The sequence below is a fragment of the Propionibacterium acidifaciens genome (assembly GCF_003798325.1).
Lineage (GTDB): Bacteria > Actinomycetota > Actinomycetes > Propionibacteriales > Propionibacteriaceae > Propionibacterium > Propionibacterium acidifaciens.
In genome coordinates, this window is record NZ_CP033719.1 from 1,970,627 (window position 1) to 1,988,252 (window position 17,626).

The window sequence follows — 17,626 nt, forward strand, 5'->3', positions numbered from 1 at the left end:
CGACCCGATCCGCCCCCGCCGGGCGTGTTGAAGCGGCTCGTCCCGCGACGGCTCCACGACAATGACGTGTGTATGTCCAGCGCCCTGATGGGCGCAGCGCACCGAGCAGCGGAGAGGACCAGCCTGTGAGCGACCAGAACGAGGGCCTGTACGACAGTGTGAGCACGCCCGCCGACCAGCCCGTGCAGACTTCCGGCGTCCCGTCCCGGGCGGGCGCATCCGTTGACCCCGAGCCCCTCGGCGGCGAGCCCGTCGTCGCCGAGCGGGCGGCCGTGGAGGAGCCCGACGAGCAGCTCGACGACGAGACGGCCGCGCTCGCCGAGTTCGACGAGGACACCCGTGTCGTCGGGACGTCCCCCCTGGAGGACTCGGCCGTCGGCGGCGGGCCCGGGGCCCCTGTTGCGGAGGACGACCCCGAGCGGACCGCTCTCCTCGGTGCGGTCGACGATGACGCCGCCGAGGACGCCGCAGCCGGGCCCGACGACGGCCTCGACGGGACGAAGGCCGACGGGACGAGGATCATCGCCCCGGGTGAGGACGCCTCCGGCAAGGACGCCGAGACCCAGGCCGCCTACGAGCGCGCCGCTCGCGAGGCCGAGGTCCGTGCCCAGCAGGCCGAAGCCGCCGCCCGCGCCCGTCAGAAGGCCGAGCGCGACCGCCGTCTCGGCACCGTCGCTGCCGCCGAGGCCCCTGCTGCTGCCGAGGCCCCCGCCGCCGCGGCGCCCGCCAAGCGCACGACCGACAGGTTCGCCGGCTCATTGGGCCTCGTTCTCCTGCGCATCGTCGCGGCCGCCGTCGTCGGAGTCCTCGGCTTCCAGATCGTCACCGAGACCGGCCCGGTCACCGACGCCCTCCAGAGCATCGGCGTCCCGCAGGCCGACATGGTTGCGATGGGCGTCGGCATCCTCGCCCTCGTCCTCGCCGCGATGATCCTCTTCGGCCTGGGCACCCGCATCGCCGCCGTCCTGCTCGCCGCGCTGGCCGTGGCCACCCTCGTGCTCTTCCGCTGGGGCCACTTCAACCCGTTCGTCGCGGGCCGGGCCGGCTTCTCCGGCGACTTGGAGTTCCTGCTGGCCGGCATCGGCCTGTGCCTCCTGTTCGTCGGCGCCGGCGGCTGGTCCGTCGACGCCGGGCTGCGCCGCTCGCGGGCCAGGAGGAAGGCCAGGCTCCAGGGCTGATCCCATCCTTCTCCGACGAACGGTCCCGTCCGGCGAACCGCCGGGCGGGGCCGTCGCGTTCGGGGCCGGTGTCGCTCACCCGGCCCGACTCCCGGGCGCCCGCTGTATCGTGCTGGTCATGACGAGGACCCCGGCCGTGTGTTCCGAGCCGTTCGGGCAGCGCCATCCTCCCGTCGGCGGTGACGGCAGGCCCGTGCCCGGGAACGGGGGCCTCCGTCCCGTCGAGGGCGTTGTCGAGGCGGACACCGCCGTGCGGCGCGGCGGGTCCGCCCACGGCTCCGGCGTGCCCGCCTGCGCCGCCCCGGCCCGCTGCGAGGTGCACCGGCGCCATGGGGCCCGGTCCGCCGCCGTGACCTCGAGGAGGAATCAGTGATGGATGATCCCCGTCCCGGCCGCCTGGCCCTTCTGCTCGCCGTGGTCTGCGCCGTGGCACTCACCGGATGCGGACCCGACCTCCCCTCCACACTGATCCCCTCCACGTCGACGGCTTGGAGCCCCTCGGCGGCGGACGAGGTGCTCACCGTGCCGGTCCCGTCGGCGACGTGGGACGATCTCGGGGATGCGCCCGATCGCCAGAAGCTGGACGTCGCGGGGCCGGAGGTGCCGGGGTTCACGGATGCGCCCGCCGGTCAGGGGCTGCAGCGGTACCTGAACCAGCAGGTGGACTGGGGCCGGTGCGATTCCGGTGGGGAGGGCTTCGGCTACCGGTGCGCGAGAGTCATCGTCCCGCTCGACTGGAACGACCCGGACGGGCGGGCGATCACCCTGGCGATGCGGATGCGCCCGGCCGAGAACGGGAACTCGGACGAGACCCTCTTCGTGAACCCGGGCGGGCCGGGCGGCAGCGCCCAGGACTTCGTCGGCTCCATCGACACGACCGGGCTCGAGGACTACACCATCGTGGGCGTCGATCCGCGGGGCTCGGGGGACTCGACGCCGGTGGTCTGCGGCGACCTGGAGCAGACGGACGCCCTGGAGGACGCGGACTGGTCGCCCGACGACCAGGCCGAGACGGATGCGCTCGTCGCGGTGAACAAGGACTTCGCGGCGCAGTGCCGCGAGCACTCGGGCGCGCTGCTCGACCACATCAGCTCCATCGAGAACGCCTACGACATGGATCTTGTCCGTGTCCTGCTCGGCCAGCGCAGGCTCAACTGGTACGGGGTCAGCTACGGCACGTGGCTGGGTGCGGTCTACGCGGAACTGTACCCGGATCACGTCGGGCGGATGGTGCTCGATTCGGCGGTCAACGTGACGGACCGGGACAGCGTGAGTCAGGCCGATGGCTTCGAACAGGCCCTCGACGCGTTCGCGGACTGGTGCGCCGGTTCGTCGTGCGGTCTCGGCGAGGACCGGGAGGAGGTGCTCGGGGCGGTCTCGTCGCTCCTCGACGGGCTGGACGGGCGGCCGCTGGCGGTGGGCGGCCGGATGCTGACCCAGACCCTGGCGGTGAACGGCATCCTGATGTTCCTCTACCAGGACACGAGCTCCTACCCGGATCTCGCCGAGGCGATCGGGCGGGCCCGTTCGGGGGACGGGGACCATCTGCTGAGGGCCGCCGACACGATGAACGGGCGCGGTGACGGGGGGTACGAGCAGCTGGCCTACTCGTTCCCGGCGATCGGCTGCGCTGACGCGACGGACCGGGGCGTCGAGGCGGCGATCGACGACTGGCGGGACGACGACCATGCCGCCGCGCCGGTGCTGGGCCGGGCGATGGGGGTCGGGTTGAGTTGCCCGACCTGGGCGGCCGAGCCGGCGGCGCAGATCAGGATCACGGCCGCGGACGCGCCGACGATCCTCATCGTCTCGAACACGGGCGATTCGGCGACCCCGCACGAGTACGCGCAGTGGATGCGCGAGCAGATGCCGACGACGGTGCTCGTGAGCCGGCAGGCGCAGGGCCACGGGGCCTACGGGGAGGGCAGCGGTTGCCTCGACGGCGCCGTGACCGGCTTCCTCGCCGACGGCGCGGTGCCCCAGAACGGTCTGGTCTGCACGGACTGAACCATCCGCCGGGGCCCGGTCGTCGCATCCACGGCGCCGCGCCGGCGGGACCCGTCCGGCCGGGGATTCGCCCCCGGACCGATCCACCCGGTATAGTGAATCCGCCGTCCGACGGGACGGCGCGCCAACTTAGCTCAGTCGGTAGAGCGACGCTCTCGTAAAGCGTAGGTCGCGGGTTCGATTCCCGCAGTTGGCTCCAGCGCGCAGTGGGCAGTTGACTCCAGCGCGCAGTGGGAGGGCCGCCGAGCGGCCCTCCCACTCGTGCCTCCCGGCCCGTGCGCGCGCCGGGCCCCTCCGTCGGCGCTCGCCCTCAGCGCCGGTGCGGCGTCGTCGTGCTGCCCCGCACCACGAGAGGAGCCGGCACGAGGATGCCGCGGGGCTCGTCGGGCTCGCCTCGCAGCTGGGGCAGCAGGGCCGCCACGAGCTCGGTGCCGATCGTCGCGAAGTCCTGCGCGACCGTCGTGAGCGGCGGCCACATCCACTCGGCCATGATGTCGTCGAAGCCGACCACCGAGATGTCCTCGGGGATGCTCCGCCCCTCCTCGTGGCAGGCCCGGATGAAGCCGAGCGCCATCTCGTCGTTGGCGCAGAAGACGGCCGTCACGTCCGGGTCCTCGAGCAGCCGACGCCCCGCCTCGTAGCCGGACCGCGGCGACCAGTCGCCGCGCACGAGCGGGGGCACGGCCCGGCCCTCCTCCCACAGGGTCGCGATCCACGCCTGCTCGCGGGCGCGGGCCTGCACCGAGGACGATGGGCCGGCGATGTGGTGCACCGTCTCGTGGCCGAGGCCGAGCAGATGGTGCACCGCGTCGCGGGCGCCGTTCGTCTGGTCGGTACCGACGGCCGTGTGCCGGTCCGTGTAGCGGAAGTCGCCCACGACGAGGGGGATGCCGTCGGGCAGCTGCACCGGCGTGGCGCTCGGCGTCTCCAGGCGCAGCACGACGACCCCGTCGACCGCCTGCGACAGGGAGTTGAGCGCCCGGGTGAAGTCGACCGCGCTGTTCGAGGGCGCGTCGACGAGCAGGATGCCGAAGCCCTCGTCCCGCAGCGCCGTCGTCACGGCGTCGATGATGTGGGCCTCCCCGGTCCTGGCCAGCTTGTGCCCGATGACGCCGACGGTGTTGAAGGCGCCGCTGCGCAGCGCCTGGGCCGCCCGGTTCGGCGCGTAACCGAGCTGGCGCATCGCCTCGCGGACCCTCCTGGTCGTCTCGGGCCTGACCGTGCCCTCCTCGCGCGCGACGCGCGAGACCGTCTGCGCGGACACCCCCGCCAGGCGCGCAACATCCTGCATGGACGCCCGGGGGCGCCGACTCACCTGACTTCGTTCAGACACAGTCCCCAGGATACGGTCCGACTTCGCCCCGGGTGGAGTCTCATCAGATGATCACCGCTTGCCAGCGCGTTCGCCGGGCACGACATGGGCTCGGCGGCGACACCGGCCCGCTCCAACGGCCCCAGGTCGGGGAAGTCGCCGGTGCAGACCTGCCAGAAGTCCAGCGGGGCCCGGGACCAGGCGGCGGCGGTGAGGCCGTCCGGCGAGGCGAGCCGCACCCAGGAGCGGCCGTCCTGTCCGCGGACGGCCTCGGCGAAGCCGTCGTCCAGTCGTGCCGCGCCGACGGGCCGGGGGCGCGTGGAGTAGTCCAGCTCCGGCGGAACCGGCCGGACGCCCGCCGGCAGCAGCCTGTCGTCGGTCTCGACCCAGGCGGCCGCATCGACGCTCAGCAGGCAGTCGTCGACGCGCTCGGCGCCCGGCGACAGCCAGGGGTGGAAGCCGATCCCGAACGGCGCGTCCGTCCGGCCCCTGTTCGTCGCGGTCGCCGTGATCGTCAGGCCGTCCGGGCCGAGCGCGTAGCGGACCTCCAGGCGGATCGTGAACGGGTAGCCGGGCAGCCCGTCGAGCAGCACCGACGCGGTGACGGACGCCCCGTCCGAGGCCAGTCGCCAGCGCAGCTCGTGCGTGAAGCCGTGGTTCGCGTTGTCGCGCCCCGGCTCGTTGACCGGTACCCGGTGCTCCACGCCGTCGAAGACGTAGCGCCCGCCGTCCAGCCGGTTCGGCCACGGGGCCAGGACGGCGCCGTGCATGCCCGGCGTGGGCGCCCCCGGGGCGAAGGGGACGACGACGTCGCGCCCGCCCACCCGGTAGCTGCGCAGCGCCCCTCCGGACGCCGTGACGACGATGCTCTGGCCCTCCCGCGTCAGGGCCAGCTCGTCGCCGGATGTCCCGGCGCCCGTGCCCCGCCCGCCGTTCACAGCCGTGCCCCGTCCTCGACGCGCATCGGCCGCTCGGTCGGCCCCAGCACCGCGTCGCCGTGGACGACGACGCCCGAGCCGAAGGTCCAGTCGCCCTGCACCGTGAGGCTCGAGGCCTCCCGCAGGGACGGCACCCCGGCCGGGAAGCGGGCCTCGAAGTCGGCGATCCGCTTGTAGTGCTCCGGGTCGAGGCGCACCAGCGGGATGCCCCCGGTGGTGCGGCGGAGGCGGCTGTCGGCGTCCAGCTCGTAGACGTCCGAGCGCAGCAGCGCGAGGTCGTCGGTGGTCTTGACCGGAAGGAAGCGCTCGCGCGGCACGAGCACCGGGCGGGCCCCGTCGAAGAGCTCGACGATCGCCCCGAGGGCCGACTCGATCTGGAAGACCTCGGGCGACGAGGGGTCCGAGGGGTCGACGTGCTTGCGGTTGCGGATGAGCGGCAGCCCCGGCGGGCCGCCGCGGACGGCCAGCGCGTCGCGCAGCGCCACCAGGTCGAACCACAGGTTGTTCGTGTGGAAGAAGCGGTGCCGGTGCTCGTCGGTGAACCAGCGCATGTCCTCGTCGGGGGTCTGCGCCGTGTCGCGCAGGATCATCCGTCCGTCGCTGCGCCGGACGGCCAGGTGGCCGCCCTTGCGGTCGGCCGGGGTGCGCAGGCAGACCTCGGGGGAGTACGGCGCGCCCGAGGCGGCGAACCAGGCCGCCAGTCGCCCGTCGGGGGCGGCCCCCAGGTTGTCGGCGTTCGAGGTGTTCATGTAGCGGTAGCCGCGGGCGATGAGCTCGTCGAGGATGCCCGTGGTCTGGAGGGCCACGTAGATGTCGCCGTGGCCCGGCGGGCACCACTCGAGCCCGGGGTCGGACGGCCAGTCGACCGGCTCCAGCGTCTCGACGAGAAGCTTCGGCTCGCGGTGCTGGCAGAAGTCGGACGGGATGCCGTCGGGGTTCAGCGGCGGATGGCCGGCCAGCAGCGCGAGGCTGTCGTCCCTGGTGCGGAACGAGTTCATGAGGATGAGCGGGGCCTGCACCCCGGTCGCCGCGCGCACGGCCTGCAGCTGACGGACGATGATGTCGAGGAAGCACAGCCCCTCGCGCACCGGCAGCAGCGACTTGGCCCGGTCCATGCCCATCGAGGTGCCCAGGCCGCCGTTGAGCTTGACGAAGACGGTGCGGCGCAGCGCCTGCGCCTGCTCCTCGGCCCCGAACCGTGCGTCGGCGAGGTCGTCGACCTGTGTGATCGGCGTGATGGACTCCTCGGGGATGAGCCCCGTGCGCCCCTGCTCGAGCTGGTGGTAGTAGTCGGCGAAGACGTCGATCGCCAGCTGCGGCATGCCGGCGTCCCTCATCCGCGCGGTGGCGCGCTCCAGACCCGTGGCGCTCATCACCGCACCCTCCGTCCGGCCTCGGCGGCGACCGCCGGGATGAACCGCGGCGGGCCCCAGCCGTGCTCGGCGTAGGCCTCCTCGACGGCCCGCTCCACCCGGCCGACGAGCCCGGCGGGCACGAGCGCGATGGCCGAGCCGCCGAAGCCGCCGCCGGTCATCCTCGCGCCGAGCGCCCCGGCGGCGCGGGCGGTGTCGACGGCGCCGTCGAGCTCGGGGCAGCTGACCTCGTAGTCGTCGCGCAGCGACGCGTGCGAGGCGTCCATGAGGGGGCCGATCCGGTCGTAGTCCCCGGCGCGCAGCAGCGCGACGAAGGCGTCGACCCGCTCGATCTCGGTGACGACGTGACGCACCCGCTTGAGCTCCACGGGGTCGTCGAGGCGCTCCAGCAGGGCGTGCGGGTCGGCGATCCGTCCGAGCAGATCCACGCCCTCGCGGGCGGCGACCCGCTCGCAGGCGGCGCGGCGGGCCGCGTACTGGCCGTCGACGAGGGCGTGCTTGGCGCGGGTGTCGATGACGAGCAGGCAGAGACCCCGGTCCGACAGGTCGAAGGGGACGAGCTCGGTGGATCCGTCGAGCGTGTTGAGCACCAGGGCGCGCCCGGCGTCCGCCAGCAGCGAGGCCGACTGGTCCATCGAGCCGGTGGGGGCCCCGACGACCTCGTTCTCGGCCCGCTGGCAGACGCCCACGAGCTCACGGCGCCCGACCGGCAGGCCGAGGACCTCGACGAGGGCCAGCCCGACCGCGCACTCGATGGCCGCGGACGAGGAGAGCCCGGCGCTCGTCGGCACGCACGAGACGATCGCCGCGTCGACGCCGGTCAGCGCGTGCCCGGCCCGGGACAGCACCCAGGCGGCGCCGAGGGCGTAGCTCACCCAGGTCGGTTGCCCGCCGCCGGGCATGACGTCGGCCAGGGCGCCGGTCCACAGCCCCGGTTCGGCGCCGTCCGAGGTGATGCGCACCCTGCCGTCCTCGCGCGGGCTCAGCGCCACGTAGGTGGCGTGCGGCAGGGCGATCGGCACGGACGAGCCCCCGTTGTAGTCGAGGTGCTCGCCGATGAGGTTGACGCGCCCCGGCGAGGCCCACACGCCGGCGGGCTCCGCCCCGAAGGCGGTGGTGAACAGCTCCGCGGCCCGGGCGGCCCCGACGGCCTCGGGCCAGGAAGAGATCTCGTACGTCATCGTTCGTCTCCTTCATGCGGGACCGCTCTGGCCCGCACGTCAATATGGTGACGTAAACACCTGTTGTACGCAAGTGGCTCCTCGGGTTGACAATGATCCGTCATTTCGCGCAGACTGAGATGGAACACAAATGGTGACGTAAACATTCGGGGCCCGCCACGGAGGCCGGTCCCGTGTCACCCGCGAGAGAGGACATCAAGGACGATGAGCACCATCATCCACGCGAACCTCGTGGACTACCTGATCATCGCGATCTACTTCGCCGCCGTCCTCGGCATCGGACTGGCGGCCCGCCGACAGGCGTCCGACACCATCGGCTTCTTCCTGTCGGGGCGCTCGCTGCCGGCCTGGGTGACCGGCCTGGCGTTCGTCTCGGCCAACCTCGGGGCCGTCGAGATCATGGGCATGTCGGCCAACGGCGCCGAGATCGGCATCCCGACGGTGCACTACTTCTGGATCGGCGCGGTGCCGGCCATGCTCTTCCTGGGCGTCGTCATGATGCCCTTCTACTACGGCTCCAAGGTGCGCTCCGTGCCGGAGTTCATGCGCAAGCGCTTCGGCGTCGGCGCCCACCTGGTGAACGCCCTGTCGTTCGCCATGGCCCAGCTGCTCATCGCCGGCATCAACCTGTACCTGCTCGGCTCCATCGTCCACGCCCTGCTCGGCTGGCCGCTGTGGGTCGCGCTGGTCGTCGCGGCCGTCATCGTCTTCGCCTACATCAGCTTCGGCGGCCTGTCCGCGGCGATCTACAACGAGGTGCTCCAGTTCTTCGTCATCGTCGCCTCGCTGCTGCCGCTGACCCTCATCGGTCTGCACCGCGTCGGCGGCTGGAGCGGGCTGAAGGCCAGGATCACCGAGTTCGCCGACACCGCCGCCGCGCAGGGCGCCGACGTCGCCACCGCCTCCCAGCAGCTGCACTCCTGGCCCGGCCAGGCGCTGTCCGGCTTCAACAGCCCCGTCCTGTCGGTCATCGGCATCGTCTTCGGCCTCGGCTTCGTGCTCTCCTTCGGCTACTGGACGACGAACTTCGTCGAGGTCCAGCGCGCCATGGCCTCCGAGTCGATGACGGCCGCCCGCAAGACGCCGATCGTCGGCTCCTTCCCGAAGATGCTCGTGCCGTTCATCACGATTCTGCCCGGCATGCTCGCCGCCGTCCTCGTGCCCGAGATCATGCAGACGAAGATGGGCGTCGACGTCGCCGGCGGCGCCTCCGGCACCGTCGTCAAGTACAACGACTCGATCATCCTGCTCATGCGCGATCTGCTGCCGAACGGTCTGCTCGGCCTGGCCATCACCGGTCTGCTCGCCGCGTTCATGGCCGGCATGGCGGCCAACATCTCCGCGTTCAACACCGTGGTCTCCGTCGACCTGTGGCAGGCCTATGCCGTCAAGAACCGCGACGACGCCTACTACGTCAAGGTCGGCCGCATCGCGACCCTCGCCGCGACCGTCATCGCCATCTTCACCGCCCTCATCGCCGGCCAGTTCTCGAACATCATGGACTACCTGCAGACGCTGTTCGGCTTCTTCAACGCCCCGCTGTTCGCGACCTTCATCGTGGGCATGTTCTGGAAGCGGATGACGCCGGCGGCCGGCTGGAGCGGTCTGCTGGCGGGCACCTTCTCGGCGATCTTCGTCTGGGCGCTCAGCCAGGTCGGTGTCATCACGCTGCCCGGCCAGGGGACGGCCTTCGTGGCGGCCTCGACGGGCTTCGTCGTGGACGTCCTGGTGAGCGTCATCGTCTCGCTGTGCACGAAGCCGAAGCCGGTCTCCGAGCTCGTCGGCTTCGTCTACTCCGAGACGCCGAGGTCGCACTTCAAGGACCCGGAGGAGGCGTCGCTGCCGCTGCTCAAGCGCCCGGTGCCGCTGGCGATCACCGCCCTGGTCCTGGTCATCGTTCTCAACATCGCCTTCTGAGGAGGGTTCGGACAATGAGTGAATCCGCACAGACGCACCGCCACAGCGCAGGCCTGTTCGACGTCCGCAACGTCATCGGGGGCCTCATGGGCCTCTACGGCATCATCATCACCCTGATGGGCTGCTTCGCCGACAAGGCCCTCGACAAGACCGGCGGCGTCAACGCCAACCTGTGGGGCGGCATCGCCCTGCTCGTCGTCGGCGCCGTCTTCCTGACCTGGGCGAGGCTGCGCCCGACCTACGTGCCGGAGCCGGCGGACGACGCGGCCGCGAAGGCCGTCTGACCGCTGACTCCCGGTCCTGCTGGCGGAAGGCGCCGTCCGGCCCAAGGGCCGGACGGCGCCTTCCGCCTTCGTCCTCCTGCGCTCGCCGTCCCCGTCCGCCCGCCGCGTCCGGCGGTCCGGGACTGTTCACCGTGCGGAGATCATCCGTCTGATGTCGAACTCCGCACAGTGAGTGCGCGCGGGGGTCGCGTCGAGCGGTCGCGGGCCGCTCGCGGTCGTTGCAGGCGTCCGTTGCGGGACGCCCGGTCACCGCCGGGCGCTCAGTCCTGCGGCATCGCCGCCTGGAAGACCTCCTCGTAGAGGGCGTTGACGCGGGCCTCGAGGTCCTGGGTCCTCGTCCGGCGGTCCTTGCCCCGGCGCACCTGCGTCATGTCGAGCGAGTTGCGCAGTGAGCCCGCCGTGCGCAGCCACTGTCCGGTCTGCTCGTCGGTGAAGCTGCCGGTGGTGTCCTCGCGGACGATCCGCTCGATCTGGTCGAGCGTGCGCCGAAGCTGCTCCGAGCGGCTGGGCCGCTTCGGCGGCGTCATCCTCGCGGCGGCCTGCTTCGCCCTCCTGCCGAGGTGGGCGTCCTTGACGGCGTCGACGACCCGCTGGGTGTTCTCCGGGGTGACGAGCCTCTCGACGGCCTTGCTCGCGAGGAGGGCGCTCGCGCCCCTCGCTCCCTTGCGCATGACGTCCTTCGCGCCCATCGCGCTCTCCTGACCTCGAGCGGGTGCGCCTCGGGTGCGGTCGTCCCCGGCGCGTCGACGTCCGTACTGTAACACCGCCCGGCAGCCGTTCACTGCGCGGTGATCGTCCGTTCGGTGTCGATCTCCGCACAGCGGGTGCGGGCCGGGGCGGGCACCATCGTCCCCGGGCGCCGCGCGGCGACGGCTCCGACCGCTGGTGGGCCCCGGCGTTCGCAGCCCTGCACGACGGGCCGGCCGGCGGGGAGTCGGCCGGGTGCGTCGTGCGGTTCCGTGCGGGCGGGCCCCGTGCGGTCCGGGCGTGCCCGGGGAGCAGCAGCCGCTCCGGCGGTCGGCCTCCTCCGGGGGACGGGATCGGGCGGGATGCCGTAGTCTTGCCGGAGAGGATCCGCGAGCCGGCGCCGCACGAACGGGCCGGACGGGGCGCCCGGGACAGGGCTGCACGAGGGGGGCAGGGGGCATTCATGAGCGAGGAGTCGTCCGCCGGCGGCGCCGAACAACCCATCGTCGGTCCTGATTTCCTGTCGGGGGACGAGTCGGAGCCCGGAGGGATGTCCGCTCGGCAGGAACCGTCGCAGCCCGAGGCCGGGCCGTCGGAGCAGCCCCCTGCCGAGACCGCGCCGTTCCCGCCGCCGCAGCCCGCCCCGCAGCAGGGGGCGTACCTGACCGGGCAGTCCGCACGGGTCCCGATCCGCGAGCCGCAGGAGCAGCCCCTGCCGTTCGTCGGGCAGCAGTCGCCCGCCCAGGCAGCGTCCTCCGCGGAGCAGCCCGTTCAGCAGCCCGCTTTCCAGCAGTACCCGTACCAGCAGCCGGTGCCCCCGTTCCCGTACGCGCCGCCGCAGCCGGTGCCCGGCCAGCAGCTCCCCGCGCCCGTCCCCCAGCAGTACCCGTACCAGCCGGCTCCCTACCGGCCCGTCCCGTACACCTCGTACCAACCCGGGGCGTGCATCGTCCAGGCGCCGACCGGCGCGCTGTCGTGGTTCCTCGGGCTCATCGCGCTGATCGGGTTCCCGTTCTTCAACCTCCTCATCACGGGCATCGTCATGATCGTCGTCGGCTCCAACCAGCGGCGTCCGGGTGGGACGCCGGGGCGGTTCGCGTCGCAGGCGATGTACTGGGGCATCGCCGTTGCGAGCATCTCGGCCGCGCTCCTCGTGCTCTTCTATGCGGTCGGTCTCACGACGATGGCGGAGTCTCCCGGCGACGCCGCCGCGCTCAACTCGGGCGTCATGCTCGACATCCTCTTCTGGGCCCTTCTGACGGTGGTGCACCTGCTCGTCTGCGTCGTGCAGGGCATCCGCGCGAACAGCGCCGCCTCGCGCGCCGGTTCGGTCTGGTCATGACCGCCCCTGCCCGGGGGGCGTGTCATGACGCTGCTCGTCCTCCTCGGGCGGGGCGCCCATGCGCCCGGCCATGGCGCGGTGGGAGCCCGCGCGGCGCTGAAGCGGTCACTCGCGCCGGCCGGGCGCGGGGCCGAGGGGCTGCCGGCCGGCCGGTCCGAGGCCCGTCCCGTCCCCGCCTGCCCGTGTCCCTCCGGCGGCGTCGGCCGGGGGTCCTCTTCGGTCGGCGCCCCGGCGTCGATGCGCGACCGTCACCCACGCGGGCCGGACCCGTGCCGCCGGAGCCGGGCGGGATCAGCCGACCCGGGTGATGCCGTCGAGGAAGGCGTCGAACTCCTGCTCGTCGGTCGAGGCGCTCGCGGACGCCGACGAGTTCTTCGAGGGCTGCGCGGCAGAGGAGCACCCGGTCGGGGCGAGGACGGTTCCGGCGGCGATGGTGAGGCGGTTCTTCATGGGGTCCTTCGAGGGAGGCCGCTGCCGGCGCAGTGAGCGCCCTGGTGCGCCCGGCACCGACGGCCACGACCTTGTGCCACGATGAGGGAGGAGAGCGGGCACACCATCCAGCGGAGGATCCCCATGGCCACACCGGAGTACGTCCTGCGACTGCGCGAGAGCGTCGGGCACGAACTGCTCGTCCTGCCCGGCGTCAGCGCCGTCATCGTCCGCGAAGGCCCGGACGGGCGCGAGCTGCTGCTGGTGCGCCGCTCCGACAACGGCCAGTGGACCCCCGTGACCGGCATCGCCGACCCGGGCGAGGACGTCGACACCGCGGCCGTCCGCGAGGCCCTGGAGGAGACCGGCGTGCGGATCGAGATAGACCGCGTCACCTGGGTCGAGACCCTCGCGCCCCAGACCTACGGCAACGGCGACCGGTGCCAGTTCTTCGACACCTGCCTGCTGGCCCATCCGGTCGGCGGCCGGGCCCACGTCGGCGACGAGGAGTCCACCGCGGTCGGCTGGTTCCCCGTCTCCGCGCTGCCCCCGATGGCGGAGCGCTTCCGGCGCAAAGTCGCCCACGCCCTGTCCGGCGAGCGGCGCGTGCGGATCGGCGCGGACGGGCGCTGAGCCCGCCTCGGCCCGGCGCCGTCCTCGCGGGACCCGGCCGCCTCCCGCGGCGGGGCCCGGGCGCAAGGACGGTCCCCGCCCCTCGCCCCTCGGTCCGTTCCCGCCCTGCGCCTGCCGGCACTCCTCCCGCCCCCGGCGCCGACCTGCGGGCGTCGCTCGTGCCCCTCGGCGCCGACCTGGCGCCGCGCATCGGCCCGTCTGGGTGCTGGGACCCGCGGCCCGGCGCCCCGGTGCCGCGAGTAGATTGCGGGCCGTTGCGCGCCCGGTCCCGCAGGGCGCCGCGGTCACGGGAAAGGGACTCGAATGGTCACGGGGAACGCCTCGGTCGACAACGACGGGGAGCATCTGCAGCGCAGCCTCTCCAACCGTCACATCCAGCTCATCGCGATCGGCGGAGCCATCGGCACCGGCCTGTTCATGGGCTCGGGCAAGACGATCAGCGTCGCCGGACCGAGCATCGTCCTCGTCTACTCGCTCATCGGCGTCATGCTGTTCTTCGTCATGCGCGCCATGGGGGAGCTGCTGCTCCACAACCTGCAGTACAAGTCCTTCCAGGACTTCGCGGCCGATCTGCTCGGCCCCTGGGCGGCCTTCTTCTCCGGCTGGACGTACTGGCTGTGCTGGGTGGTGACGGGCATGGCCGACATCGTGGCCGTGTCGAACTACTGGCGGTTCTGGGTGCCGTCGAAGAACTGGTCCCTCGTCCTGGCCGTCGGCACCCTCGTCGTCCTGTTCCTGCTGAACCTGCTCACCGTGCGGCTCTTCGGCGAGCTGGAGTTCTGGTTCGCGCTCATCAAGGTGATCGCCATCATCGTGCTCATCGTGCTGGGCGCCGTGCTGCTCGTCGTGCGCTTCACCGAGCCCGGCGGAGCCCGCGCCGGACTCACGAACCTGTGGACGCACGGCGGCTTCCTCCCGACCGGCGCGAACGGCTTCCTCGCCGGTTTCCAGATCGCCGTCTTCGCCTACGTCGGCATCGAACTCGTCGGCACCGCCGCCGCCGAGACGCACGACCCGGTGAGGAATCTGCCGAAGGCCATCAACGCGGTGCCCGTGCGGGTGCTCGTCTTCTACGTCGCCGCGCTCACCGCCATCATGTGCGTCACTCCGTGGAACAGCCTCGACCCGGGCCAGTCCCCGTTCGTCACGATGTTCGGGCTGGTCGGTTTCGGCGCCGCGGCGGCCGTGATGAACTTCGTCGTCATCACCGCCGCCGCCTCCGGCGCGAACTCCGGCCTGTATTCGACCTCCCGCATGCTCTACGGCCTGGCCCACAAGGGCATGGCCTCGGACGGCTTCGGTCGCCTCACCCGCAACGGCGTGCCCGCCTGGGGCCTGTTCGTCACCGTCGTCCTCGTCGGCTCCTCGCTGCTGCTGACCCTCTCGCAGTCGATCATGGAGGCCTTCACGCTCGTGACGACCGTCTCGGCCGTGCTCTTCATCTTCATCTGGGGCCTCATCCTCGTGAGCTACCTCGTCTACCGCCACCGGTTCCCGCAGGCCCACGCCGCGTCGGTGTACCGGATGCCGCTCGGGCGCTTCACGAGCTGGCTCGTGCTGGCCTTCTTCGCCTTCACGCTCTACGTGCTCACCCGCCAGCACGACACCCTGGCGGCCCTGGCCGTCACACCGGCCTGGTTCATCGGCCTGGGTATCGCCTGGCTCTTCGTGCGGGGGCGCGCCCGTCACGACGACACGATCGTCGGGGGCGAGCGCTCCCTGGCGCTCGCCCCCGCAGGGCCCGAACCGGGCGCCCCCGAGGAGATTCGCGAGGCGGAGGACGCCGAACCGCCGGCATGACGGGCGCCGGACGGCCGAACCGCCGTCGCGGCTCAACCGTTCCGGCCCCGGCGAGGCCGTACGACCCCGACTGCGTCCGGGCAGGGGGCCATGAGTAAAGTCGCGGGCACAGCATGTCCTTTTCGTCCACCGGGGAGTCCAGGAGGGGCAAAGTGCTTGATTGCGTGGTCGTCGGTGCCGGTTTCGCCGGCCTGTCCGCGGCGAGGGAGCTCATCCAGCGCGGCTACGACGTCGCGCTCGTCGAGGCGAGGGGCCGCGCCGGCGGTCGCGTCGTCTCCACCACCCTCTCCGGCGGCGAGATCATCGACCTGGGCGGTCAGTGGATCGCCCCCAGCCACGACCGCATGCTCGAACTCGTCAAGAACGCCGGCCTCGAGCTCATCGGGGCCAACCCCGGGATGCTCACCCTCGTCCAGCACGGCGAGATCCGCGACGTCGCCCAGTCCGACAGCGACGAGGACGCCCGCACCCCGTTCGCCGTGGCCGACCTCGGGCAGGGCCTCATGCGGCTGCGCCGGCTCGCCGAGCGCGCCGGCCAGGACGACATGTGGGTCGAGGCGAACGCCGCCTGGCTCGACCAGTCCATCGACCGCTGGATCGTCTCCAATCTGCGCACGCCCACCGGTCGCCGTGACATCCGCGCCGCCATGAAGGCCGTCTTCGAGAGCCCGCTCGACAGGATCTCGCTGCGCAAGGCGCTCGGCAAGGTGCGCGAGGGCGTCGACATGGAGAACCTCATCGCCGCCAACGGCGACATCGGCCAGGCCCGCGTCCTGGGCGGCCTCGCCCAACTGCCCGAGCGCATGGCGTCCGAGCTGGGGGACCGGCTCAGGTACCGCTTCGTCGTCGACGCCATCGAGCAGGACGACGACCGCGTCGTCGTCCACCCGAGCCTCGGCGAGGCCCTCGAGGCCCGCACTGCGATCGTGGCGCTGCCGCCGTGGCTGGCCCTCCGGATCCGCGTCACCCCGCCGCTGGCCGGCTGGCGCGAGGACGCGGTGCGCAGGATCGGCGCCGGCAATGTCATCAAGTGCTACGTCGTCTACGACCATCCGTGGTGGCGCGACAAGGGTCTGTCGGGCCAGATGAGCGCCGACGACGGCGCGGTGCGCGTCACCTTCGACTGCACCGACTCCCCGGACGGGCGCGGAGTGCTCATGGGCTTCTTCGAGGGCGGCGAGGCCTCGATGCTCACCAAGTTCTCACGGTCGATGCGCCAGCGCATCTTCAAGGACACTCTCGTCGACGTCTTCGGCCCGCAAGCGGCCCGTCCGGTCGAGTACACCGACATCGACTGGGGCGCCGAGGAGTTCACCAGGGGCAGCCACGGCGCGCACTTCGCACCGGGGGTGTGGAGCGTCACCGGCGCCGAGCTCGGCAAGCCGTGCGGACGCATCCACTTCGCCGGCGCCGAGTACGCCGGCAAGTTCAACGGCTACATGGAGGGCGCCGTCCGCTCGGGCGCCGAGACCGCTCAGGAGGTCGTTCTGAGGCTCAACGGGACCGCCCGCTGACTCGCCCTCATCGGGGCGGTCCGCGGTCGGTTCGTCCGGCCGGACGGCGCAGCGGGGGCGCCGACACGGAACGGCGCCGAGGAGCGCTGAGACGCTCCTCGGCGGCGGCCCGGGGCCGCGGCTCAGACGGCGCCCACGCCCCGCTCGCCGGTGCGGATCCGACATCCTCGACGGGGCAGCTCCGCACCTTGCCGTCGCCGACGGTGCCGGTGCGGGCCGCCTCGCAGATCGTCGCGATGATCGGCTCCGCCTCGCGGTCGGCGGCGAGGATCTCGATGCGCACCTCGGCGATGAGGTCGATCGTGTACTCGGCCCCGCGGTAGACCTCCGTGCGGCCCCGCTGGCGGCCGTAGCCCGAGACCCCCGAGACGTCATGCCGTGGACGCCCGCACGGGCCAGGGCCACCTCGATGTCCTCGAGGGACGGGGGCTGGACGATCGCCGTGATGAGTTTCATGATGACTCCTTCAGATCCGTGCGGTGGTTCCGGCGGGCTCGTCCGGGCGCTCCGCGGGCGGGACCATCACGGTCCGCGAGATGCTGCGCGTGGAGCGGCCGACGTGCGAGAGGTCGTAGCCGGCCTCGGCGTGCTGGCCGATCGCCCGCTTGGCGATGAGGGCGATGAGCAGGCTCGCGACGAACGAGTGGATCATCACGGCGAGCGCCCCGACCGCCTGGCGGCCCGGCTGGGCGGGGTCGCCGACCAGGCCGTGCCAGGAGAGTCGCCGAAGGCCTCCGAGAAGCCGGACAGCACCCATGCGACGCCGACGATGCCCATCGTGACGATCGACATCATCATGGTGAGGACGCCCTTGGCCCGGACCATGCCTCCGTGGAAGAAGGCCGGGGCCGGCGTCATGAGGAGGACCAGCGCGGCCCTCATGAGCACCCGCGCGGTGTCACCCGTGTTGATCTCCAGAGCTGTCATGCCCCGAACTCTCCCGGATGCTCCTGCTGCTCCGGTGACGTCCGCGCAACCCCGTGTTGACTTCCGCCGCCCCGTTACGGCCGCGTTTCAGACGGTGCCCGGCC

Annotated in this window: 17 protein-coding genes, 1 tRNA gene and 1 pseudogene; 10 read left to right on the plus strand and 9 right to left on the minus strand. The window is 72.4% G+C overall.

The window, feature by feature from the left end:
• Positions 1-125: 125 nt before the first annotated feature.
• The 4 genes from EGX94_RS08320 to EGX94_RS08335 all read left to right on the plus strand — a co-directional run bounded on the left by EGX94_RS08320 (position 126) and on the right by EGX94_RS08335 (position 3,384).
• A complete protein-coding gene (locus tag EGX94_RS08320) occupies positions 126-1,178 on the plus strand; it encodes a DoxX family protein (RefSeq protein ID WP_021796790.1) in 1,053 nt (350 codons plus the stop codon).
• A gap of 118 nt (positions 1,179-1,296) precedes the next feature.
• Entirely contained in the window at positions 1,297-1,551 is a 255-nt protein-coding gene (locus tag EGX94_RS08325; protein WP_123826177.1) for a hypothetical protein, read from the plus strand.
• The gene (locus EGX94_RS08330) at positions 1,551-3,185 is read left to right on the plus strand and encodes an alpha/beta hydrolase (RefSeq protein WP_051383697.1); all 1,635 of its coding nucleotides are present in this window, start codon (positions 1,551-1,553) and stop codon (positions 3,183-3,185) included. The genes EGX94_RS08325 and EGX94_RS08330 overlap by 1 nt, the downstream gene beginning before the upstream one ends.
• A gap of 123 nt (positions 3,186-3,308) precedes the next feature.
• Positions 3,309-3,384 (plus strand) — tRNA-Thr (locus EGX94_RS08335).
• 111 nt (positions 3,385-3,495) lie between these two features.
• Here the strand turns inward: EGX94_RS08335 and EGX94_RS08340 are convergent.
• From EGX94_RS08340 to galK, 4 genes are read right to left on the minus strand one after another with little or no spacing between them, the layout of a single operon-like run.
• Positions 3,496-4,518, minus strand: coding sequence for a LacI family DNA-binding transcriptional regulator (locus tag EGX94_RS08340; protein WP_028706664.1), 1,023 nt, complete (start codon positions 4,516-4,518; stop codon positions 3,496-3,498).
• Complete coding sequence (locus tag EGX94_RS08345; protein WP_021796169.1) at positions 4,497-5,435, minus strand: aldose 1-epimerase family protein; 939 nt, start codon at positions 5,433-5,435, stop codon at positions 4,497-4,499. The genes EGX94_RS08340 and EGX94_RS08345 overlap by 22 nt, the downstream gene beginning before the upstream one ends.
• A complete protein-coding gene (locus EGX94_RS08350; protein ID WP_028706665.1) occupies positions 5,432-6,808 on the minus strand; it encodes a UTP--glucose-1-phosphate uridylyltransferase in 1,377 nt (458 codons plus the stop codon). The genes EGX94_RS08345 and EGX94_RS08350 overlap by 4 nt, the downstream gene beginning before the upstream one ends.
• Positions 6,808-7,989: a galactokinase gene (gene galK / locus EGX94_RS08355; protein WP_021796170.1), complete on the minus strand. Its 1,182-nt coding sequence runs from the start codon at positions 7,987-7,989 to the stop codon at positions 6,808-6,810. Before galK ends, EGX94_RS08350 begins: the two co-directional genes overlap by 1 nt.
• A 204-nt stretch (positions 7,990-8,193) precedes the next feature.
• Between galK and EGX94_RS08360 the strand changes: the two genes are divergently transcribed.
• Together EGX94_RS08360 and EGX94_RS08365 are read left to right on the plus strand one after the other, a co-directional pair.
• Positions 8,194-9,906, plus strand: a complete 1,713-nt coding sequence (locus tag EGX94_RS08360) for a sodium:solute symporter family protein (protein WP_021796177.1) — start codon at positions 8,194-8,196, stop codon at positions 9,904-9,906.
• Between the two features lie 14 nt (positions 9,907-9,920).
• The gene (locus EGX94_RS08365; protein WP_021796173.1) at positions 9,921-10,190 is read left to right on the plus strand and encodes a hypothetical protein; all 270 of its coding nucleotides are present in this window, start codon (positions 9,921-9,923) and stop codon (positions 10,188-10,190) included.
• A 260-nt stretch (positions 10,191-10,450) separates the two neighbouring features.
• Here the strand turns inward: EGX94_RS08365 and EGX94_RS08370 are convergent, their stop codons facing one another.
• Positions 10,451-10,879 (minus strand): hypothetical protein, encoded by a 429-nt coding sequence (locus EGX94_RS08370; RefSeq protein WP_021796174.1) that lies wholly within the window; start codon positions 10,877-10,879, stop codon positions 10,451-10,453.
• Positions 10,880-11,340: 461 nt separating this feature from the next.
• Between EGX94_RS08370 and EGX94_RS08375 the strand changes: the two genes are divergently transcribed.
• Positions 11,341-12,219: a hypothetical protein gene (locus EGX94_RS08375; protein WP_021796176.1), complete on the plus strand. Its 879-nt coding sequence runs from the start codon at positions 11,341-11,343 to the stop codon at positions 12,217-12,219.
• Between the two features lie 291 nt (positions 12,220-12,510).
• On the opposite strand, the gene EGX94_RS13440 is transcribed toward EGX94_RS08375, so the two are convergent.
• A complete protein-coding gene (locus EGX94_RS13440) occupies positions 12,511-12,669 on the minus strand; it encodes a hypothetical protein (RefSeq protein ID WP_155945028.1) in 159 nt (52 codons plus the stop codon).
• 123 nt (positions 12,670-12,792) lie between these two features.
• On the opposite strand from EGX94_RS13440, the gene EGX94_RS08380 reads away from it, so the two are divergent.
• The 3 genes from EGX94_RS08380 to EGX94_RS08390 all read left to right on the plus strand — a co-directional run bounded on the left by EGX94_RS08380 (position 12,793) and on the right by EGX94_RS08390 (position 16,595).
• The gene (locus EGX94_RS08380) at positions 12,793-13,281 is read left to right on the plus strand and encodes an NUDIX hydrolase (RefSeq protein WP_123826179.1); all 489 of its coding nucleotides are present in this window, start codon (positions 12,793-12,795) and stop codon (positions 13,279-13,281) included.
• Between the two features lie 303 nt (positions 13,282-13,584).
• Positions 13,585-15,081, plus strand: coding sequence for an amino acid permease (locus EGX94_RS08385; protein WP_021796858.1), 1,497 nt, complete (start codon positions 13,585-13,587; stop codon positions 15,079-15,081).
• Between the two features lie 152 nt (positions 15,082-15,233).
• Complete coding sequence (locus EGX94_RS08390; protein ID WP_021796863.1) at positions 15,234-16,595, plus strand: flavin monoamine oxidase family protein; 1,362 nt, start codon at positions 15,234-15,236, stop codon at positions 16,593-16,595.
• 7 nt (positions 16,596-16,602) lie between these two features.
• Here EGX94_RS08390 and EGX94_RS14495 read toward each other — a convergent pair.
• From EGX94_RS14495 to EGX94_RS13870, 3 genes and pseudogenes are all read right to left on the minus strand, one after another.
• Positions 16,603-16,905 (minus strand): annotated as a pseudogene (locus EGX94_RS14495) (P-II family nitrogen regulator); the annotation flags it as partial.
• A gap of 156 nt (positions 16,906-17,061) precedes the next feature.
• Positions 17,062-17,250 (minus strand): hypothetical protein, encoded by a 189-nt coding sequence (locus EGX94_RS13865; protein ID WP_021796857.1) that lies wholly within the window; start codon positions 17,248-17,250, stop codon positions 17,062-17,064.
• Positions 17,247-17,522 (minus strand): ammonium transporter, encoded by a 276-nt coding sequence (locus EGX94_RS13870; protein ID WP_021796860.1) that lies wholly within the window; start codon positions 17,520-17,522, stop codon positions 17,247-17,249. Before EGX94_RS13870 ends, EGX94_RS13865 begins: the two co-directional genes overlap by 4 nt.
• Positions 17,523-17,626: the final 104 nt, after the last annotated feature.